Below are 20,517 nucleotides of genomic sequence, written 5' to 3' on the forward strand. Positions count from 1 at the left end.
ACGGGGGCATCGCGTTCGCGCAGAACCTGGGGGTGCCGTCGGGTGTGGCGGCGCTGGTGGTGGGCAGCATGCCGTTGTGGACGGCCATCTTCGGCGCGGCCTTCGGTCAGCGGCCTGGGCGCGCGGAGCTGGCGGGGCTGGTGCTGGGCTTCGCGGGCGTGGCGCTGCTCAACCTGGGCGGGGACATGGGCGGAGGCGGACCAGCGGCGGTGGCCCTGCTGGTGGCGCCGCTGAGCTGGGCGTTCGGTTCGGTGTGGAGTCGGCGGCTGCCGATGCCCACGGGGTTGATGACGCCCGCGACGCAGATGTTGACCGCGGGCGTGATGATGCTGGGCGTGAGCGCCGTGCTGGGCGAGCGGATGGCGGGCACGCCGCCGCTGCGCGCGGTGATGTCGTTCGTGTATCTGGTGCTCTTTGGTTCGCTGGTGGCGTTCAGCGCGTATGCGTATCTGCTGCGACACGCGAGGCCGGCATTGGCCACCAGCTATGCATATGTGAATCCGGCGGTGGCGGTGTTGTTGGGCGTGGTGTTCGCGGGAGAGACGCTGGGCCCGCTGACGTGGGGCGCAATGGCAGCCATCTTGTTTTCGGTGATGCTGCTGGCTCGCGGCAAGCGCTGACGGGGCGTTTCGGCCCGGCCATTCCGTGACCGCCGGGTAGAGTCCTCGCTGTGTCTTCCGACCCTGGCTCCGATAAACGGCCTGCACCCCTCAAGCTCGTGTGCTTGGGAGTGGCGTGTGCTGTGCTCACGGCCTGCGCCAGCAAGTCCTTGCGCCTGGACTCGCACACCGCAGGGAACGTCCGTCATGCCGCCGCCCTGGCCGAGCAGATCGCCGCGTCCGCTGCCTCACGGACCGCGGCCTCCACGCTGATCCGGCACGTCCCGGTCCTGCTCGCCTTGATGCAGGGTCACAACGCGGTGGGGGAACTCGAGGAGCGCCTCGCCGCATGTGCCGTCCTGGCCGAGGAGCAGGGCAATGCCCTCTTCTTCAAGAAGCGGCCCCCGACACGGGCGGAGTGCGCTGAGGAAGTGGACCGGGACGAATGCGGACGGCCCATCACCCGGGCCATGCGACTGGGACAACTGAAACACGTGCTCGCCCTGGAATGCGCCCGGGAGGTATTGGATGCACTGTGGCCCGCGCCCTACAGCATCGAACAGCGCTATCGCTTCTACCCGAATGCCCGGATCGTGGAGACCCTCAGCCCCGAGAAGGAGGCCAGCATCATCGCCAAGGGCTGTACAGAGGAGCTCAGGGGGACCATCAAGCCAGACCTCGTCCTCCATGCGGATCGCAACCTGCTGAAGGCCGCGCTCATCCTGGACTTCAAGTTTCCCTGTCCTGAAGACAACCCGCCGCAGTGGACGACCTATGGACAAAACAGCGTCTATTTTGGCAAGGGCCAGGGGAAAGTCTACAAAGAGGCACTGGGAGGAGACGCAATGCTCATCTCGCCCATGGAAGGGGTGACCCCATGAAAGAAACCCTTCCCGTCATCCGAATGCGCTCCAGGAGCGGCCGGCTCGCGGCACGAGATGGCGTCGTCATCTCCTTCTTCATCCACCACAACCATGAAGAGGTGACTGCCGCCGTATGGCGTGCCTTGCAACTCTACCTCCAGGCCATCCCGCTCAAGACCTTGAATTGGTACGTGGCGGACGACGGCGACATGGTCGAGTTCGATGACAAAGGGTACGAGCACCATCGAAAGCTGATGCTTGAATGTCCCTGGAACGGCGCCTGGCGTATTGATTTGTCGGAGAGCCCTAGCGAATCCGGCGGCTACCATTTCGAATACTACGGCCGGAGAATCGGCGAGCCCTCCTGGCCCTACCCGAGCGACCCCGCCACCGCGGTGGCCTTCACGCTCCCCACGGAATACCTGCTGGAGCACGGCCCGGACCACCTGCGAGCCCTGGCCTTCAAGCTCGCGTGGGAACTTCCTTTCAGCTTCGGCTACGCAAGCCTCGCGATCATCGCTCCCCGAGGCCGCTGGGGCACGTCGGATTGGGATCTCCTCGACACGCTCCGCGAGCGCTACCTGGGCCTGGACCTCTACGATGTGAGTGATGCCAGCCTTGCCATCGGCACCCACGCCCGGAGCGCTTCCTGGCTCACCTTCCTGGGCCAGCCCCTGCTCGGGCAGCTCGGTGGCATCGAGGGCCTGAGACAAGCCCTTCCCTTCCCGGAGGTCTCCGTCCTGCCCCTGGACAGCCAACGCCTGCTCATCACCTTGAGCGAGTGGCCCGAGGCCATCGACATCCAGAAGGGCGGCATCCCGCCCCAGTACCGCGCGTTGGCGCTCCGCTTGGAGCCCTTCCTCTACCAAGAGCGCGCCGGCCTCACCCCGCGCTACGAATACACCTGGCTGCGGCGCCTCTCCCGGTAGAGGCGCCGGTCCCGGACGTCAGCCCGCCTTCGGCCAGGGGGACAGCTTCTCCTCCTCGTACCGCCCGAGCAGCGCGTGGGTCGCCCTCGCCGCCTCCTCCACCTCCGCGCGGGGCAGCCCCCGGGGCAGCACTTCAATCAGCGTCGGGAAGGGCGCGTCGTAGACGACCAGGTTCTCCAGCTCCAGCGGGTCGTTCTGGAGGTCGTAGAGTTCCCACTGGTCCGCGTGCTCCCCGGAGGGGTCGAACGTGCGCGCCAGCTTCCAGCGCGGCGTGCGCACGCAGCGGACGTGGTTCGGCTGGCACACCGCGCCGGGCTTCAACCCGGGCACATGGCCCGCCCGCGTGCTCCCGTCGCGCAGCGCTTCCACCGCGCGCGTGTACACCGAGAACAGCGCATCGTCGTGCACCTGATGCGGGTCCCCGGTGCGCGGCAGCGGCTCCGTGATTTCGTCGTCGGTGATGAAGAGCACGCCCTCGCGCGGCGTGCCGTTGGGCTCCATCACGGTCTGGGACTCGCCGCGCGCCAGCGGGCTCAGGTCCGCGCCGACGAACGGGGGCACCGGACGGTGCAGCCGCAGGTCGGTGCGGATGGCCGTGACCTCTTCATGCGGGATGCCCGCCAGTCCCAGCAGCGTGGGCACGATGTCCACATGGCTCGTGAGCGCTTCGATGTGGCGCGTCGCCTGCGCCTCCGGAAACTGCACCACCAGCGGCACGTGCAGCGCCTCCTGGTAGGACGCGTGCCACTTCTCCATCAGGTAGCCGTGGGCCGCGCCGTATTCGCCGTGGTCGGAGAGGAACATCACCAGCGTGTTCTCCCGCAGGCCGCTGTCGTCCAGCGTCTGGAGCACCCGCGCGATGTGCCCGTCCACCAGGTGGATCAACCACGCGTAGTACTGCTGGAAGCGCAGCGCCGCCTCTTCCGGGTCCGCCGTGAGCTGGAAGGGAATGCCGGAGTTCAGGGTGACCGCCACCGGGTCGATGCCCTCCTTCGCCTGGTGCAGCGTCAGCCCCGTCTTCGATGCGAGCGCCAATCCAATCTTGTAGGCGTAGTCCCGCTGGCAGCTCGGCTTGTTCGCCAGGGTGTCGCGCAGGTTCGTCGGCACGCGCGCGTTCTCCTGCGGAAACCCGAGCGGATTCAGCGGCACCGTGAAGGTGCCCGCCACGGGCTTGATGGACGGCGAGCCCTGGGCCGGAACCTTCAGGGGTCCCAGCCTGGTGGAGTCCGGATCCAACTGCCTGGGCAGGATGGGATACGTCGCGATGTCATGGGGGTTCGTGAACGACGCGACCGCGAGCCACGGCTGCGCTTCCCCATCCGGCGGCGCCGCCCGGGGCGCGGAATAGGACTGGTTCGCCAGCGCCCGGTTGTAGGGCTGACCCAACGCCATCCGGCGCAGGAAGTCACACGCCAGGTCCGCGAAGCCGATGTCGCGAAAGGCCCCCAGGTTGTTGACGGAGGCCCCGTGCGGCTCCGGGTACGACAGCTCCCAGTCATCAAACCCATACCGCCGCAGCGAGTGCTCCGGCGGATTGCTCACGTGCCACTTGCCGAAGTAGTGCGTGTGGTAGCCGGCCTTCTGGAACCAGTGGCCCAGCGTCGGAATCCCGTCCGGCGCGAGCCACGGGAAGGCCGCCGCATCACCGCTCTTGAACAGGCCGTCCGTCTGCGTCACGCCCGTGCGCGTGCCGTACTGCCCCGTGTAGATGACCGACCGGCTGGGCGTGCAGGCCGAGGCCGCGATGGTGTGGTTGCGGAACACCGCCGCGTTCTTCCGGAGCGCCGCGAAGCCGGGGAAGAACTTCCGGAAGGGGTTGTCCTCCCCCCCTTCGTCCACGAAGCCCAGGATGTCCTTGATGCCCGGCAGGAAGCCGCCGTCAGGGCCGTAGGCGAACCGGGGGAACTGGAGCTGGTCGACGGTCAGGACGAGGATGTTGGGGCGCGTGGCCATGAAGCCTCCTGCGCCCCAGCAGAGCACAGGCCGTGCCGTCCCCTCCTGCCCTGGAGCCCCGGCCGTCCGGGGCCCCGGCTGCGTCCTTCACGAACGCAGCCGCGTCCCTTCAGCTCGGGGTGCGCGACACGTCCGTCGGCGTCGCCGCCTGCGCATCCGTGCGGCGGGGCAGCCAGACGTTGAAGGTGGAGCCCTGCCCGGCGGTGCCCGAGGACTCCGCCCAGATGCGGCCGCCGTGCTGCTCCACGATGCCCTGGCTGATGGTGAGCCCCAGCCCCAGCCCGCCGTACTTGCTGCCGTGCGCGCGGCCGAAGCGCTCGAAGATGAGGCGCTGCTTCTCGCTGGGGATGCCCACCCCCTGGTCCTTCACGGACAGGTGCACGCCACTGTCGCCCTCCGCCACCAGGCGCACCAGCACCACCCCGCCCTCCGGCGAGTAGCGGATGGCGTTGGACAAGAGGTTCGTCAGCACCTGGTCCAACCGTCCCCGGTCCCACGTGCCTTCCAGGTGCTCGGGGACCTCCACCTTCAGCTCGTGCGTCTGCGACAGCACCGCCATCCGGTCCCGCGTCTCCAGCACCAGCTGCGACAAATCAAACGGCTCCAGCTCCAATGACAGCCGTCCCGCCTGCAACCGGCTGATGTCCAGCAGGTCCTCCACCAGCTTCGCCATGCGGTCGATCTGCCGGTTGATGATCTGCAACGACTTGCCGGGCCCGGCCTCCGTCTGGCCTCCCAGCTTGAGCAGCGCCAGGTGCGCGTGCCCCTTCGCCGCGGCCAGCGGCGTGCGCAATTCATGGCTCGCGGCGGCGAGGAACGCGTCCTTCGCCTCGCTCGCCAGCCGCAGCGCCGTCTCCGCGCGCTGACGCTCGGTGATGTCGCGCGCCACGGAGATGAAGCGGCCCGGGCCTTCGCCCTCCGCCACGTACTGGAGCACCACCTCCACCGGGACCTCGGAGCCGTCGCGGCGGCGGTGGTTGGTGGAGTAGGTCTGCGACGGCAGCGTGCCGGACGTCAGCGGCGCCAGCAGCTTGCGGAAGCCCGTCTCGTCGAAGGCGCTCTCCACCTCCAGCACCGACAGGCCCACCAGCTCATCCACGCTGGCGTTCAACTGCTTGGCCGCGCCCGCGTTGGCGTACGCGAGCGTGAGCGTGTCCGGGGAGAACATCAGGACGCAGTCCAGCGTCGCGTCCAGCGTCGCCTTGAAGCGCGCCAGCGTCTCCTCCGCGCGGCGCTTGTCGTCGATGTCCGTCGCGATGGCCAGCCAGCCCACCAGCGCCCCGTGCTCGTCGTGCTCCGGCATCGCCCGCGCCAGGTGCCAGCGGTAGACGCCGTCCTTGCGCCGCAGGCGGAACTCGTTCGCGCTGCCCTGCACGCGCTCCAGGGCATCCCCCCACACGCCGCTCATCCGCTCGCGGTCCGCGGGGTGCACGTCCTGCAGGAAGGTGGCGAGCGACAGCTCATACCCCTCCTGGTGGCCGGTGTAGTCACGCCAGGCCCGGTTGGCGTACGTCAGCGACCCATCCGCCCTCGCCGCCCACATGATTTCGGGCAGCGACTCCGTGAGGCGCCGGTAGCGCAGCGCGCTCTGGCGCTCCAGCATCTCCCGGTCGCGCTGACGCAAGAGCGTCGCCTGGCGCTGGAGCTGCTGCTCCTTGAGGAACAGGTCCACGAAGACGCTGACCTTCGAGCGGAGGATTTCCGGGTCGAAGGGCTTGAGCAGGTAGTCCACCGCGCCGTGCGCGTAGCCCTTGAAGACATGGGCCGCATCCCGGCTGAGCGCGGTGAGGAAGATGATGGGGATGGTGCGCGTGCGCTCACGCTGCTTGATGAGCGCGGCCGTCTGGAACCCGTCCAGGCCCGGCATCTGCACATCCATCAGGATGACCGCGAAGTCGCGCTGGAGCAGCTGCTTGAGGGCATCCTCACCGCTGGTGGCCTTCACCAGTTCCTGTCCCAGCGGCTCGAGGATGGCCTCCAGGGCCAACAGGTTGGCCGGGTGGTCATCCACCATCAGGATGGCCGCGCGCGGGGAGGGCGCGGCTTCCTGAGGACGTTCCGGAGTGGGATCTGAGGAGTTCATGTGCGCGACGGGGGAGCGCGTGGGCCAACGACCCGAGACACGGCGAGCAAGGCTAGGTCCGCCCCCTTCCAGACGGAAGTGCAAAGGAGGGTTCTTGGTGGATCGCCCGCGTTGAGTTTCAAGCACTCACCCACAGGCGGACCAGTTCCAGGAGCTTGTCGGTGTCCACCGGCTTGGGCAGGTAGTCGCTGGCGCCGGCCGCCATGCACTTCTCGCGGTCGTCCTTCAGCGCCTTGGCCGTCACGGCGATGATGGGGAGGCTGGCGTACTTGGGGTCCTTGCGGATGGCACGCATGGTCTCGTAGCCGTCCATCTCCGGCATCATCACGTCCATCAACACGATGTCCACGTCCGGGTGCTGGCCCAGCATCTCGATGGCGGCCCGCCCGTTCTCCGCGAAGACGACCTGCATGCTGTGATTTTCCAGCACGCTGGTGAGCGCGAAGATGTTGCGCATGTCGTCATCCACCAGCAGCACCTTCTTGCCGGACAGCGGTGCGTCCTGGTCGTTGCGCTGCGCCAGGGCCGCGCGCGCGCGCGCCGGAAGATTCTCGTCCAGGCGGTGCAGGAACAGCGCCGTGTCGCTGAGCAGCTGGTCGGGGCTCTTCGCGCCGCTCTTCAGGATGACACTGCCGGTGTAACGGCGCAGGCGGGCCTCGTCCTTCGGCGTCAGCTCGCGGCCGGTGTAGACGACGATGGGCAGGTCGCGGAAGCGCGGCTGCGTCTTGACCTCCTCCACCAGCTTGATGCCGTCCATGTCGGGGAGCAGCAGGTCGATGACGAGGCAGTCGTACTCGTTCTCCTCCAGCTTCTGGAGGGCCTCCTGGCCGGTGGCCACCGGGGTGACCTGCACGTCGCCGCCGTCGCTGAGCAGCTGGGTGAGGCTGTTGCGCTGCACGTCGTCGTCCTCGATGACCAGCAGCCGCCGCTCGCGGCGCTCCAGGAAGCGGGAGAGCTGGCCGAAGACGCGCTCCAGGCCCTCCTTGCTCACGGGCTTGGTGAGGTAGCCGAACGCGCCCTGGGTGTTGCCCAGGTGCTTGTCCATCACGCTGATGATGTGGACGGGGATGTGGCGCGTGCGCGGGTTGCGCTTGAGGCGGTCCAACACGCTCCAGCCGTCCACCACGGGCAGCTGGATGTCCAGGGTGATGGCGTCCGGCTGGTACTCGTGCGCCATCGCGAGGCCGCTGTCGCCGCGCGTGGCGACCAGGGCCTTGAAGCCCTTCTCGCGCGCCATCTGCACCATGATGCGGGCGAACTTCAGGTCATCCTCGATGATGAGCAGGGTGCGGTCGCCCTCGCGGATGTGCTCGCGGTCGTCCTCCACGACGACGGGGGCGTGGGGGCTCTCCACCTGCGGGGGCAGCGCGGCGTCCAGCACGTGCCCCTCCTTCTCCGCCGCCGAATGTTGCTGCTGGGGCGGCGGCGCGAGCGGGGCCGGGATGACGACGAGCGGCTCCGGCGCGGAGCCCAGCGCGCGCACGGCCGGGTCGGAGGGCTGCACGCCGCCGTCCTCGTCCGCGCCCTGGTATTCCGGCGGCAGGTAGAGGGTGAACGTGCTGCCCTTGCCGGGCTCGCTCTCCAGGCGGATTTCACCGCCCAGCAGCTTCGCGATCTCCCGGCTGATGGACAGGCCCAGGCCCGTGCCGCCGTACTTGCGCGCGGTGGAGCCGTCCGCCTGCTGGAACGCCTCGAAGATGATGCGCTGCTTGTCCTTGGCGATGCCGATGCCGCTGTCCTTCACCGCGAAGGCGAGCACGTGGCGCGAACGGCGCAGCGCCTCGTGGTCGAAGCGCATGGACTTCTCCGCCAGGCGCACCGTGAGCTTCACGCCGCCCTCGTCGGTGAACTTGAAGGCGTTGGACAGCAGGTTCTTGAGCACCTGCTGCAACCGCTGCGGGTCCGTGCGCACGTGGCGCGGCGTGCCCGTGAGGACCTCCACGTTGAAGGAGAGGCCCTTCTGGTCCGCCACCGGGCGGAAGCTGCGCTCGATGAACTGGTTGAGCTCCGTGAGGACGATGTCCCGGGGCTCCACCTGCATCTTGCCCGCCTCCACCTTGGACAGGTCGAGGATCTCGTTGATGAGGCTGAGCAGGTCCCCGCCGGACGCGTAGATGGTGTTGGCGTACTCCACCTGCTTGTTGGACAGGTTGCCGTCCTTGTTGTCCGACAGCAGCTTCGCGAGGATGAGCAGCGAGTTGAGCGGCGTGCGCAGCTCGTGGCTCATGTTGGCCAGGAACTCGCTCTTGTACTTGGAGATGATGGTGAGCTGCTCCGCCTTCTCCTCCAGGCTGACGCGCGCCAGCTCCACCTCGCGGTTCTTCTCCTCCACGCGGGTGTTCTGGTCCGCCAGCTCCTTCGCCTTGTCCTCCAGCTCGATGTTGGTGCGCTTGAGCTCGTCCTGCTGCTGGGTGAGTTCGCGCGACTGGCTCTGGAGCTCCTGCGTCAGGCGCTGCGACTCGGAGAGCAGGGTCTCCGTGCGCATGTTCGCCATGATCATGTTCAGCACGACGCCGATGGTCTCCGTCAGCTGATCCAGGAAGATCTGGTGGATGGCGCTGAACGGGTGGAAGGACGCCAGCTCGATGACGGCCTTCACCTCGCCCTCGAAGAGCACGGGCAGGACGATGATGTTGAGCGGCGCGGCCTCACCCAGGCCCGACGCGATGGTGATGTAGTCCGACGGCACGCGCGTCAGCAGGATGGTCTTCTTCTCCAGCGCGCACTGTCCGACGAGTCCCTCGCCCAGCCGGAAGCGGTTCGCCAGGTGCTTGCGCTCCCGGTACGCGTAGGTGCTGGTGAGCTTGAGGGCCGGCACGCCGCCCTCGCTGTCGGAGAGGAAGAAGGCGCCGTGGTGCGCGGACACCAGCGGCGTCAGCTCGCTCATGATGAGGCGGCTGACGGCATCCAGGGACTTCTGGCCCTGCATCATGCCGCTGAACTTCGCCAGGTTCGTCTTGAGCCAGTCCTGCTCCTGGTTCTTCTGCGTGGTCTCACGCAGGTTGACGATCATCTGGTTGATGTTGTCCTTCAGCGCCGCGACCTCGCCCTCGGCGACGACCGTGATGCTGCGGGTCAAATCGCCCTTCGTCACGGCGGTGGCCACGTCGGAGATGGCGCGCAGCTGGCTGGTCAGCGTGCCGGCCAGCTGGTTCACGTTGTCCGTCAGCTGCCGCCACGTGCCGCGCGCACCGGGCACGCGGGCCTGGCCGCCCAGCTTTCCTTCGATACCCACCTCGCGGGCCACCGTGGAGACCTGCTCCGCGAAGGTGCCCAGCGTGTCGGTCATGTTGTTGATGGTGTCCGCGAGCGCCGCCACCTCGCCCTTCGCGTCCACGATGAGCTTCTGGGTCAGGTCGCCGTTCGCGACCGCCGTCACCACGCGCACGATGCCGCGCACCTGCGTGGTGAGGTTGGAGGCCATGAAGTTCACGTTGTCCGTGAGGTCCTTCCACGTGCCGGCCACACCGGGCACGCGGGCCTGACCGCCCAGCTTTCCTTCCACGCCCACCTCGCGGGCCACGGAGGACACCTGCTCCGCGAAGATGCCCAGCGTGTCGGTCATGTTGTTGATGGTCTCCGCGAGCGCGGCCACTTCGCCCTTCGCGTCCACCACCAGCTTCTGCTTGAGGTCGCCGTTGGCGACCGCCGTCACGACCTTCACGATGCCGCGCACCTGCGTGGTGAGGTTGCGGGCCATGAAGTTCACGTTGTCCGTGAGGTCCTTCCACGTACCGGACACGCCCTTCACTTCCGCTTGTCCTCCCAGCTTGCCTTCGGCGCCCACCTCGCGCGCGACGCGCGTCACTTCGGAGGCGAAGCTGTTGAGCTGATCCACCATCGTGTTGATGGTGTTCTTCAGCTCCAGGATTTCGCCCTTCGCGTCGACGGTGATCTTCTTGGACAGGTCACCGTTCGCGACCGCCGTCGTCACCAGCGCGATGTTTCGCACCTGGCTGGTGAGGTTGGAGGCCATGCTGTTCACGTTGTCCGTGAGGTCCTTCCACGTGCCGGCGACGCCGGGCACCGCGGCCTGACCGCCCAGCTTGCCGTCCGTACCCACTTCCTTCGCGACGCGCGTCACTTCGGAGGCGAACGCGCGGAGCTGGTCCACCATCGTGTTGATGGTGCTCTTCAGCTCCAGGATTTCACCCTTCGCCTCGACGGAGATCTTCTGCGACAGGTCACCGTAGGCCACCGCCGTCGTCACCTTGGCGATGTTTCGCACCTGGTCGGTGAGGTTCGCGGCGAGGACGTTCACGTTGTCCGTGAGGTCCTTCCACACGCCCGCGACGCCGGGCACCGCGGCCTGGCCGCCCAGCTTGCCCTCCGTACCGACTTCCTTGCCGACGCGCGTGACTTCGGAGGCGAACGCGCGGAGCTGGTCCACCATCGTGTTGATGGTGTTCTTCAGCTCCAGCACCTCGCCCTTCACGCTCACGGTGATCTTCTGGGACAGGTCGCCGTTCGCGACCGCCGTCGTCACCTTGGCGATGTTCCGCACCTGGTCCGTCAGGTTGCCGGCGAGGACGTTCACGTTGTCCGTGAGGTCCTTCCACACGCCGGACACGCCCTTCACGTCGGCCTGTCCGCCCAGCTTGCCTTCCGTACCGACTTCCTTCGCGACGCGCGTCACTTCGGCGGCGAACGCGCGGAGCTGGTCCACCATCGTGTTGATGGTGCTCTTGAGCTCCAGCACCTCGCCCTTCGCATCGACGGTGATCTTCTTCGACAGGTCGCCGTTGGCGACGGCCGTCGTCACCTCCGCGATGTTTCGCACCTGGGCCGTGAGGTTGTTGGCCAGCAGGTTCACGTTGTTGGTGAGGTCCTTCCAGGTGCCGGCGACGCCCGGCACTTCCGCCTGGGCGCCCAGCTTGCCTTCCACGCCCACCGTGCGCGCCACGTCCGTCACCTGCTGCGCGAAGACGGACAGCGTCTGCGTCATCGCGTTGATGGTGTCCGCGAGCGCCGCGATTTCCCCCTTCGCCTCCATCACCAGCTTCTGGGACAGGTCGCCGTCGGCCACCGCCGTCACGACCTTGACGATGCCTCGCACCTGCGTGGTGAGGTTGAAGGCCATGCTGTTCACGTTGTCCGTGAGGTCCTTCCACACGCCGGACACGCCCTTCACGTCGGCCTGACCGCCCAGCTTGCCGTCCGTGCCCACTTCCTTCGCGACGCGCGTCACTTCGGCGGCGAACGCGCGGAGCTGGTCCACCATCGTGTTGATGGTGCTCTTGAGCTCCAGCACCTCGCCCTTCGCATCGACGGTGATCTTCCGCGACAGGTCGCCCTTCGCGACGGCCGTCGTCACCTCCGCGATGTTACGGACTTGGTCGGTGAGGTTGTTCGCCAACAGGTTCACGTTGTTGGTGAGGTCCTTCCACGTGCCTGCGACACCGGGCACCACGGCCTGGGCGCCCAGCTTGCCTTCCACGCCCACCGTGCGCGCCACGTCCGTCACCTGCTGCGCGAAGATGGAGAGCGTCTGCGTCATCGCGTTGATGGTGTCCGCGAGCTCCGCCACCTCGCCCTTCGCCTCCATCTTCAGGCGCTGGGTAAGGTCGCCGTTGGCGACCGCCGTCACGACCTTGGCGATGCCTCGCACCTGGGTGGTGAGGTTGGACGCCATGAAGTTCACGTTGTCCGTGAGGTCCTTCCACGTACCGGACACGCCCTTCACGTCGGCCTGACCGCCCAGCTTGCCGTGCGTACCGACCTCGCGCGCGACGCGGGTCACTTCGGAGGCGAAGCTGTTGAGCTGATCCACCATCGTGTTGATGGTGTTCTTCAGCTCCAGGATTTCACCGCGCGCATCCACGGTGATCTTCTTGGACAGGTCACCGGTGGCCACCGCCGTCGTCACCAGCGCGATGTTTCGCACCTGGGTGGTGAGGTTGGAGGCCATGCTGTTCACGTTGTCCGTGAGGTCCTTCCACGTGCCGGCGACCCCCGGCACCGCGGCCTGACCGCCCAGCTTGCCGTCCGTACCCACTTCCTTCGCGACGCGGGTCACTTCGGAGGCGAACGCGCGGAGCTGATCCACCATCGTGTTGAGCGTGCTCTTGAGCTCCAGCACCTCGCCCTTCACGTCCACGGTGATCTTCCGCGACAGGTCGCCATTGGCGACGGCGGTGGAGACCTCCGCGATGTTTCGCACCTGGCTGGTGAGGTTGGACGCCATCAGGTTCACGTTGTCCGTGAGGTCCTTCCACGTCCCCGCGGCGCCGGGCACCTGGGCCTGGGCGCCCAGCTTGCCCTCCACGCCCACCGTGCGCGCGACGCTGGTCACCTGCTGCGCGAACACGTTGAGCGTGTCCGTCATGTTGTTGAGCGTGGCGCCCAGCGCGGCGATTTCACCCTGCGACGGCACCATCAGCTTCTGGGTGAGGTCGCCGTTGGCCACCGACGTCACGACCTTCACGATGCCGCGCACCTGCGTCGTGAGGTTGGACGCCATGAAGTTCACGTTGTCCGTGAGGTCCTTCCACGTGCCGGACACGCCCGACACGGCGGCCTGACCGCCCAGCTTGCCTTCAGTACCGACCTCGCGCGCGACGCGCGTCACTTCGGAGGCGAAGCTGTTGAGCTGATCCACCATCGTGTTGATGGTGCTCTTGAGCTCCAGCACCTCGCCCTTCACATCCACGGTGATCTTGCGCGACAGGTCTCCGCGCGCGACGGCCGTCGTCACCTCCGCGATGTTTCGCACCTGCGCGGTGAGGTTGCCGGCGAGGACGTTCACGTTGTCCGTGAGGTCCTTCCACACGCCGGACACGCCCGACACGGCGGCCTGACCGCCCAGCTTGCCTTCCGTGCCGACTTCCTTCGCGACGCGCGTCACTTCGGCGGCGAAGCTGTTGAGCTGATCCACCATCGCGTTCACGGTGGTGCCGATGCGCAGGAACTCGCCCTTCACCGGCTGGCCGTCGATCTCCAGCGCCATCTTCTGGGTGAGGTCGCCTTCGGCCACCGCCACCAGCACGCGGGCGACTTCCGTGGTGGGCTGCACCAGGTCGCCGATGAGCGCGTTGATGGACTGCACGCTGGTGGCCCAGTCGCCGCGCACGTCACCCAGCGTCACGCGCTCGCCCATGCGGCCCTCGCGGCCGACGACGCGCTCCACGCGGACGATTTCGTGGGTGAGCGTGGAGTTGAGCGTCACCACCGCGTTGAACGCGCGGGCGATCTCATCCATCACCACGTCCTGCGCGCCCGAAGGCAGCCGCACGGAGAAGTCACCGCCCTGCACGGCCCGGAGCGCGGCCAGCAGTTGCTGGAGCGGCGGAGGGCCGCCCGCGCGCGCGGTGTCCTCGGCGTCGTTGCGGCCGTTGCCGTTGCGTCCCCGGGCAGGGGCCCGGCGGGCGGTCGCGGGCTCGGCGGCGCGGGGGGCGTTCGCGGTGCTCAACCGGTTGGCCGCGACGTTGCCGGGCGGCCGGGCCGCGTCCTGCTGGGCAGCGGCGGCCCCCTGCGTCTTGCGCCCATTGGAGCGCTTGCGGGGAGCGGAGGAGCTGGAAACCTTGGTGTCGTCCACGAATGAAACCCCTGATCGGCGGAAGCGTTGCCGCGGAAGCTACAAAAACGCCCTGCGAACCCATGAATCTCCAGGGAGTTCGCGGACTTGTCGAATGCAAAGCCGGGGCGCCAACGACCGATTTGTCGGCCACTCAACGTCATGACTGACCCCAGGTCACAACTTCCCCGGAAGCCCCGGACCGGGGCCTTCCATAACAGCTTCAGGGGGGCGAGGCGGTGCACGGAAAGCCGTCGCAACCCTGGACGTACAGTGCCCGCCCCGAGAGGCGCCGAGCAGGCGCGCGGGTCCGTTCAGGCGCTTCCTGGCGGGCTCCGGTGCGGACATCGAAGCGGATCGCGGAGGGCATCGGCGAGTCCTGGGTCGCACCACAGCCCAGCAGGACCTGCTCCGGGGTGTCCAACCACCAGAGGAACTCCACCGCGCACGGGGCCTCCGCTCGCACGAGCGTGAGCGTGCGGGCCTCATAGACGAGGACACCGCCGCCCCACTCCACCGCCGCCAGCACGCCACCGGGTCCGACGGAGAGCCGGCCTCCGGCTCCCGGCACCTGCGCCTGTCCCAGCACCTTGCCGTCCGGGGCCACGGAGACGAGCAACCCGGCGGCATCCAGCGCGATCACTCCGCCCGCGTGGCCGACGAGTTCCTCGGGCGGCGTGATGTCCCCCACCTGCTGGAGCAGACCGTCGCGCTCCCGCAGCAGATGGCCGCCCGCGGCGACCCACAGCTTGCGTTCCCCGTCGAAGGCGACCGCGGTGGCGCCGGGAAACTCCAGCCGCGAATGCCTGCCATCCTCGCCGCAGACGGCGACGACGCGGGGGCCGAACACCGCCGCGCGCGAAGCGTCCGGCGCCACGGCCCAGCCCAGCCGCGTGGCGCCGGCGAGCTTGCGCGACAGACAGTCATTGAGCGCGCCCAGGTGCGCGTCACCGGCGGGCGAGGCGATGAGGTAGGGCAGGCTGGTGGTGGCGACATAGAGCAACAGCCCCAGGCCCGCGGCCACGACGAGCGTGAGCGGCCAGGCGAGGACGCTCGCGCTGCTCAGCAGCCGCGCGCCCTTGCGACCCGCCACCACATGCCCTTCCCGTCCGCCCACGCCACGCTCCCTTCCAGACCGGAGGACAGCACAGAAATGGCGTGAAGACTTCACGCGGAAAGCCACCCCTGTCGCGGAAGCCCGCCTGCTGGACACCAGGGAGCGTGGCGAGGCCCCTGGCCTGTGTCATGCAACCGTGACACGGCATGTTTTCAAGCACGCGATGGCGTCACCGGATGCGGCTCCTGGGACTCGGACTGTGGGGCCTGGGCCTCGTGGGTGTGGGGTTGCTGGCCGCGATGGAGGGGTTCTACCGGCTTGAACTCCACCGGCTGCCGGGACTGCCCACACCGCCGGAGGCCGCCGACAGGCTGCCCGCGAACCTCGCCCGGACATGGTGGAGCCTGTTCGAACCCGGCGCCACCCTGACCGTGGAGCCCGTGTGGGCCTGGACCGCATTGGCGACGGTTTCACGGCCGCTCGTGTTCGGCACCCCGCCACACCTGACTTCGGGCTGGAGTCTGGCGAACGCGGTCGTGAACTCCTGGTCCGCCCATCCCTCTGCCACGGGCGAGCCGCTCTCCTTGAAAGCATCCCAGCGTCTGGCGCTGGGCATCTGGCTGACGCGCCATTGGAGCGCGGAGGAGCTGTTGGCCTTCCAGGCGCGGCACGTGAGGCTGGGACATGGCGTCATTGGCGTATCCGAGGGGGCCCGTCGATACCTGGCGAAGGAGACCGCGGGCATCACGTTCGCGGAGGCCGCACTGCTCACCTCGATGGCGGGCCTGGGCGGGGCGCAGCGGGAACATCCGGAGTGTTTCATCGACCGGCTCCGCCCGCGCAGGGATCGCCTGCTCCAGCGATTGCGCGAAGCGGGAGTGCTGACGCAGGCCGAGGAAACGGCGGCCCGGAGCCGGTCCGTCGTCCTGCGCCTCGCGGACTTCACGGAGCATCCCTGCCCGCGCTGAGGACCGCCTGCTTCCTCTCCCAGCGCCTCACCGTCGTGCAGGCTGCCGACCTGCCATGCCCCGTCTTCTTTCCCTGGGTTGCCGTGTCGGGTGAAGCACACACCTTTACCCCTCACGGGACGGGGAAAGGATTCCAGACATGCGACGCTCCATCACCACCGCGGCCTTGGCCTTCAGCTTTCTGCTCTCCACCAGCGCGCTCGCCCAGCAGGTAGGCGACGGGTCGAGCCCCGGGACGACGCCCGGTTCAACGGGCGGCTCTGCGGAGATGACCAACCCGGGCCAGACGGGCACCGCGGGCTCCACCGGCACGTACATGCCGGGCACCACCAACTCCACCGGCGTGCAGACCGGTAACACCGCGACCGGCACCGGCGGTTCAGGGACGGGCGTGAACCCGACTCCAGGCACCACCGGCACGGGCACCACGGGCGGCAGCACCTCCGGCACGGGTGGCACCGGGACCAGCGGCATCGGGACGGGCTCGCCCACGGGCACCGGCTCCAGCACGGACACCTACGGCACGGGCAGCACCTCGCCCTCCACCGGCGCGGGCTCGTACACGTCGCCTTCCACCGGGACCAGCACCGGTACCTATGGCGGCTCGGGCACCAGCACGGGTCGCAGTGGGACGGACAGCACCGGCACCTATGGCGGTTCGGGCACCGGCACCACGGGCTCCACCGCTCCCGGCACGGAAGGCAGCGGCAGCACCGTCATCACCCCGGGCGGCACCGGCACGGGCGGCACCGGGACCAGCGGCGCGGCCGGCGGCGTGGGCGGCACCGGGACCAGTGGCTCCGGCGGCACCATGGGTGGCGTGGGCGGCACCGGCACCAGCGGCTCCAATGGGACGCTCGGCGGCAACTAGCCTGTCTTCCAGCAGCCCCGCATGACGGCGCGGCCGCCAGCACTTCGCTGACGGCCGCCGTCGTGTCTGTCTTTACTTCGGCGCATCCAGCGCCGCCATCGCCCGGCCCACGTACTCCATCAGCTTCGGGTCGCGGCCCTGGCGCCGCGCCACCTGTGGCTCCTGCTGGTGCAGCGTGTTGAGCGACTTCTCGATGCCGGGGTTGCCGCCCGTGAAGGCGCGGACGAGCTCGCGCCAGCGCGTGGCCAGCGCCCGCACCGGCTCGGTGGCGGGGTCGGTTCCCTTCGCCATCTCCTCCTGCATGCGGGCGATGAGGCGGGGCCACTCGGCCTCCACCTCCTTGATGGCGTCATCGCCCATGGACTGGCGACGGGCCTCCAATTCCTTCAACTGCTCCGGGGTGTAGTGCTTCTCGAACATGGTCATGGCCTCGATGGTGTGGAGGAAGTCGTCGGCGGAGACGGGCTCCGCCGCGCGCAACTGTCGTGCGATGGCATCCAGGCGTTCGCAGAGCTGACGTTGCTCCGCCAGCTGCTCGCGCGCCCGCTGGAGCCGCAGCTCCACCACGCGCAGGGCGGAGAAGTCCGCCCGGCCCAGCGTCCCGGAAATCTCCTCCAACGAGAACCCGAGCTGCTTGAGCGACAGGATGTGACTCAGGCGGGCGATGTCCGCCGCCGTGTAGAGCCGGTGCCCCGACGCCGTGTGCGCCGAGGGCTTGAGCAGACCGATTTCGTCGTAGTGGTGCAGCGCGCGGATGGACAGCCCCGTGCGCCGGGCCAGCTCCCCGACCTTCAGCTCCGTGTGCTGCATGCCTCACCCCTTTCCAGCCAGCGTGTCTTCCGCGTGACTGGATGTGATGGGTACAACCTCACGTCGCGTGAGGTGCAAGGGGGAAAAGGCAGGGCGCCGGGGAGGGGGTCGCCAACGGCCGACGGGTGTTGATAGGGTCGCGGCCGGTCCGGCGATGGACGCCGGCTCCCGCGCACCACCAGGAGGCTTCCCAGATGAACCTGCCACTTGTCGCCGTCGCGGTCCCTGTCCTCCTCTCGCGGGCGCTCGTCAGCTGAGCCGGTTCGAAGCACCTTCCGCCGCAGCGCGAGCCCCCTGTCCGCCAGGCATCCCGGATTCTTCCGGCCTGCCCAGGCACCGCTCTGCCCGGAGTTTTCCCCGTGTCACTTGAAGCCCTCGGCTGGGGTCCCGATTTCGACCTCGCGATGTCCACCTCGCAGTCCTCCTCCTCCGTCTCCCTTGTCCCCGGCCGCGTCGTGCGGCAGCACCGGGGGCTGCTCACCGTCCAGACCTCCAGCCGGGCGCTGCTCGCCCGGGCCGCCGGACGGCTCCTCCACCAGGCCGAGAACGCCGAGTCCCTGCCCACCATTGGCGACTGGGTGCTCCTGCAGCCGCCGTCGTCCGGTGACGGCGAGGCGCTGATGCAGGCCGTGCTGCCCCGCCGCAGCGTCCTCAAGCGACGCGAGGCGGGCAGCGAACACGACGGGCAGCTCATCGCCGCCAACGTGGACGTGGTGTTCCTGGTGGTGGGCCTGGACGGCAACTTCAACCCACGCCGCATCGAACGGGCCCTCACCCTGGCCTGGAACAGCGGCGCCACGCCCGTCGTCATCCTGAGCAAGGCGGACCTCGCGCAGGATGCCGCCGCGCGCGTCCTGGAGGTGCAGGCCCTGGCCCCCGGCGTGGACGTGCTCGCGGTGAGCGCGAAGGTGGGCCTGGGCATCGAGGAGGTGCGCTCCCGGATTCCCGCCGCGAAGACGGGCGTGCTGCTGGGCTCGTCGGGCGTGGGCAAGTCCACGCTCGCCAACCGGCTGCTGGACGCCGCTCGCCTCGTCACCCAGCCCGTGCGGCCGGAGGACGACAAGGGCCGGCACACCACCACGCACCGCGAGCTGTTCGTGCTGGACCACGGCGGGCTCGTCATCGACGGGCCCGGCATGCGCGAGCTGGGGCTGTGGGGCGAGGACGAGAAGGTGTCCCTGGCCCAGGCCTTCGCGGACGTCTTCGCCCTGGCCGAGGGCTGCCGCTTCAACGACTGCGGACACCGGAACGAACCGGGGTGCGCGGTGACGGCGGCGGTGCAGGCCGGCACGCTCCCCGAGGAGCGGCGCGCCAACTTCGAGAAGCTCCTGCGCGAGCAGTCCTTCAACGCCCGTCAGGTGGACGCCGCCGCGCAGCGAGAACACAAGCGCGCCCAGCGCAAGCAGACGCTGGAGGGCTCGCAGCGCTCACGCTCGAAGCGGCGCGGCGAATAGACAGACACCCCGGGGCACGGCGCGGAGGCCACGTCCTTTCCGCGCCGTGACTCCGGCAGGTGGCTTCAGAGCCCGGGGGTCGTCTCCGGCACCGAGCCAGACGGCGGAAGCGGCGGCGGGGTCGGGGTGGAAGGCACCTGCACCGGGACGTCCGAGTCGTCAGGCGTGCGGCCCGGGGCCTGCAGGGGCATGCCCGGGGTCGGAAGCCCGCTCGGGTCCGCCGCGGCACAGGCGTAGGCCACCGTGCGCGAGCCCACGAGCGCCAGGGGCACCAGCGCGCCAACCCCCGCGCAGCTGTTCTGCTCTTCCTCCGTCTGGTTGCTGCCGGAGCACACCGCCCCGCCAATCAAGCCCCCCAAGACCACGAGGCCCGCCTGGATGAAGAAGTCCGAGGGGGTCACCCGGCTCTGCGCCCAGGCCACGCCGTTCTGGCACTCGCTGCCGGGCGGCTTGGACAGGGGCACCAGCCCCGCCGCCGTGAACCACTGCTTGTCCTCATGGTGCCGGCCCTCTTCGGGCCGCAGGTTCGTGGTGATGTGGGTCCGATAGCAGCCCGTCTGTCCCAACATCAGCGCCGCCATCGACAGCGCGACCGCATGTGCCTTCCGCATGAGTTGCCCCATCCCGGTGAGTGGCCGTGCTTCCGGCCAGGGCCCGTGCCTAGCCCGAAGCGGCACGTCGCGGGAAGAGGGAGACGGCGCGGGACTACCGACGGCGCCGGGCGCTGACGGGCAGGCCCTCGAACGCGGTCTCCACCATGCCGCGCAGGGACGCCTCGTCCATGCCGGCCTTGCCCAGCGCCTCCAGGCCCCGGAACACCGCGAGCAGCATCGCCGCCAGCTTCCGGGGGTCCGCGCTGGCGGCCACGTCGCCGTGACGCTGCGCCTGCGCGAGACACTCCGTGAACCGCGCCTCCATGCCCTGGAAGGCCTGGAGCGCCCGGTCCGTCACGTCCGTCGCGCCCTCCGCCGCCAGCTCCGCGGTGCCTCGCGCCAGCAAGCACCCCCGGCGGCTGGGGCCCGCGGACGCCGTGGCCACCCCCAGCATGTACTGACGCAAGCGCTCCAGGGCGCCGGCCTCCGAGCCCTCCAACGCCTGCCGCATCGACTCCGCCGAGTTCGCACAGTAGCTGTCGAAGATGCGCAGGAAGAGCTGATGCTTGTCGCCAAAGGCCCCGTAGAGGCTGCCCTTGCCCAGCCCCGTGGCCCGCATCAGGTCATCCATGGAGGTCGCCGCGTAACCCTTGTTCCAGAACTGGTCGCGCACCGCGCGCAGCACCTGGGCTTCGTCGAACGTTCGTGGCCGGGCCATGGGGATAAATTAAAAGTTATTGACCGCCCGGTCCACCAATCTTAGATATGGACTACAAAGTCCATAACCCGCCCCCCGCTGGAGCAGGGGGCGGGTGGGCAGGGGC

General features: G+C 68.8%; 13 protein-coding genes. 6 read left to right on the forward strand and 7 right to left on the reverse strand.

Going from position 1 to position 20,517, the window contains the following annotated elements; all coding sequences use genetic code 11:
* The 3 genes from D7Y13_RS19765 to D7Y13_RS19775 all read left to right on the forward strand — a co-directional run.
* Positions 1-620: EamA family transporter (locus D7Y13_RS19765; RefSeq protein ID WP_120630742.1), on the forward strand; the 620-nt coding region annotated here is incomplete at its 5' end.
* Positions 621-742: 122 nt separating this feature from the next.
* On the forward strand, positions 743-1,480 hold the full coding sequence (locus tag D7Y13_RS19770) for a hypothetical protein (protein ID WP_120584405.1): 738 nt from the start codon (positions 743-745) through the stop codon (positions 1,478-1,480).
* A complete protein-coding gene (locus tag D7Y13_RS19775) occupies positions 1,477-2,391 on the forward strand; it encodes a type VI immunity family protein (RefSeq protein ID WP_233595691.1) in 915 nt (304 codons plus the stop codon). Before D7Y13_RS19770 ends, D7Y13_RS19775 begins: the two co-directional genes overlap by 4 nt.
* Before the next feature lie 18 nt (positions 2,392-2,409).
* Here D7Y13_RS19775 and D7Y13_RS19780 read toward each other — a convergent pair whose 3' ends face one another.
* From D7Y13_RS19780 to D7Y13_RS19795, 4 genes are all read right to left on the reverse strand, one after another.
* Positions 2,410-4,344 carry a sulfatase-like hydrolase/transferase gene (locus D7Y13_RS19780; RefSeq protein WP_120584407.1) on the reverse strand — a complete coding sequence of 645 codons (1,935 nt, stop codon included), beginning with the start codon at positions 4,342-4,344 and terminating at the stop codon, positions 2,410-2,412.
* A 109-nt stretch (positions 4,345-4,453) separates the two neighbouring features.
* Complete coding sequence (locus tag D7Y13_RS19785) at positions 4,454-6,427, reverse strand: hybrid sensor histidine kinase/response regulator (protein WP_120584408.1); 1,974 nt, start codon at positions 6,425-6,427, stop codon at positions 4,454-4,456.
* A gap of 118 nt (positions 6,428-6,545) precedes the next feature.
* The gene (locus D7Y13_RS19790) at positions 6,546-13,961 is read right to left on the reverse strand and encodes a HAMP domain-containing protein (protein WP_120536287.1); all 7,416 of its coding nucleotides are present in this window, start codon (positions 13,959-13,961) and stop codon (positions 6,546-6,548) included.
* 202 nt (positions 13,962-14,163) lie between these two features.
* A complete protein-coding gene (locus D7Y13_RS19795) occupies positions 14,164-15,033 on the reverse strand; it encodes a hypothetical protein (RefSeq protein WP_233595692.1) in 870 nt (289 codons plus the stop codon).
* 200 nt (positions 15,034-15,233) lie between these two features.
* Here D7Y13_RS19795 and D7Y13_RS19800 point away from each other — a divergent pair, with 200 nt between their 5' ends.
* Positions 15,234-15,965, forward strand: coding sequence for a transglycosylase domain-containing protein (locus D7Y13_RS19800; protein ID WP_158620408.1), 732 nt, complete (start codon positions 15,234-15,236; stop codon positions 15,963-15,965).
* A gap of 139 nt (positions 15,966-16,104) precedes the next feature.
* Positions 16,105-16,836 (forward strand): hypothetical protein, encoded by a 732-nt coding sequence (locus D7Y13_RS45275; protein WP_147444360.1) that lies wholly within the window; start codon positions 16,105-16,107, stop codon positions 16,834-16,836.
* 72 nt (positions 16,837-16,908) lie between these two features.
* On the opposite strand, the gene D7Y13_RS19815 is transcribed toward D7Y13_RS45275, so the two are convergent.
* A complete protein-coding gene (locus D7Y13_RS19815; RefSeq protein ID WP_120584413.1) occupies positions 16,909-17,646 on the reverse strand; it encodes a MerR family transcriptional regulator in 738 nt (245 codons plus the stop codon).
* Positions 17,647-18,005: 359 nt separating this feature from the next.
* Between D7Y13_RS19815 and rsgA the strand changes: the two genes are divergently transcribed.
* Positions 18,006-19,100, forward strand: coding sequence for a ribosome small subunit-dependent GTPase A (gene rsgA / locus D7Y13_RS19820; protein ID WP_120536292.1), 1,095 nt, complete (start codon positions 18,006-18,008; stop codon positions 19,098-19,100).
* A 65-nt stretch (positions 19,101-19,165) separates the two neighbouring features.
* Here rsgA and D7Y13_RS19825 read toward each other — a convergent pair whose 3' ends face one another.
* Both D7Y13_RS19825 and D7Y13_RS19830 read right to left on the reverse strand, forming a co-directional pair.
* Positions 19,166-19,711, reverse strand: coding sequence for a hypothetical protein (locus tag D7Y13_RS19825; protein ID WP_120584414.1), 546 nt, complete (start codon positions 19,709-19,711; stop codon positions 19,166-19,168).
* Positions 19,712-19,805: 94 nt separating this feature from the next.
* Positions 19,806-20,411, reverse strand: coding sequence for a TetR/AcrR family transcriptional regulator (locus D7Y13_RS19830; protein WP_120536294.1), 606 nt, complete (start codon positions 20,409-20,411; stop codon positions 19,806-19,808).
* Between the last annotated feature and the right edge of the window lie 106 nt (positions 20,412-20,517).

The sequence above is a fragment of the Corallococcus praedator genome (assembly GCF_003612125.1).
GTDB lineage: Bacteria > Myxococcota > Myxococcia > Myxococcales > Myxococcaceae > Corallococcus > Corallococcus praedator.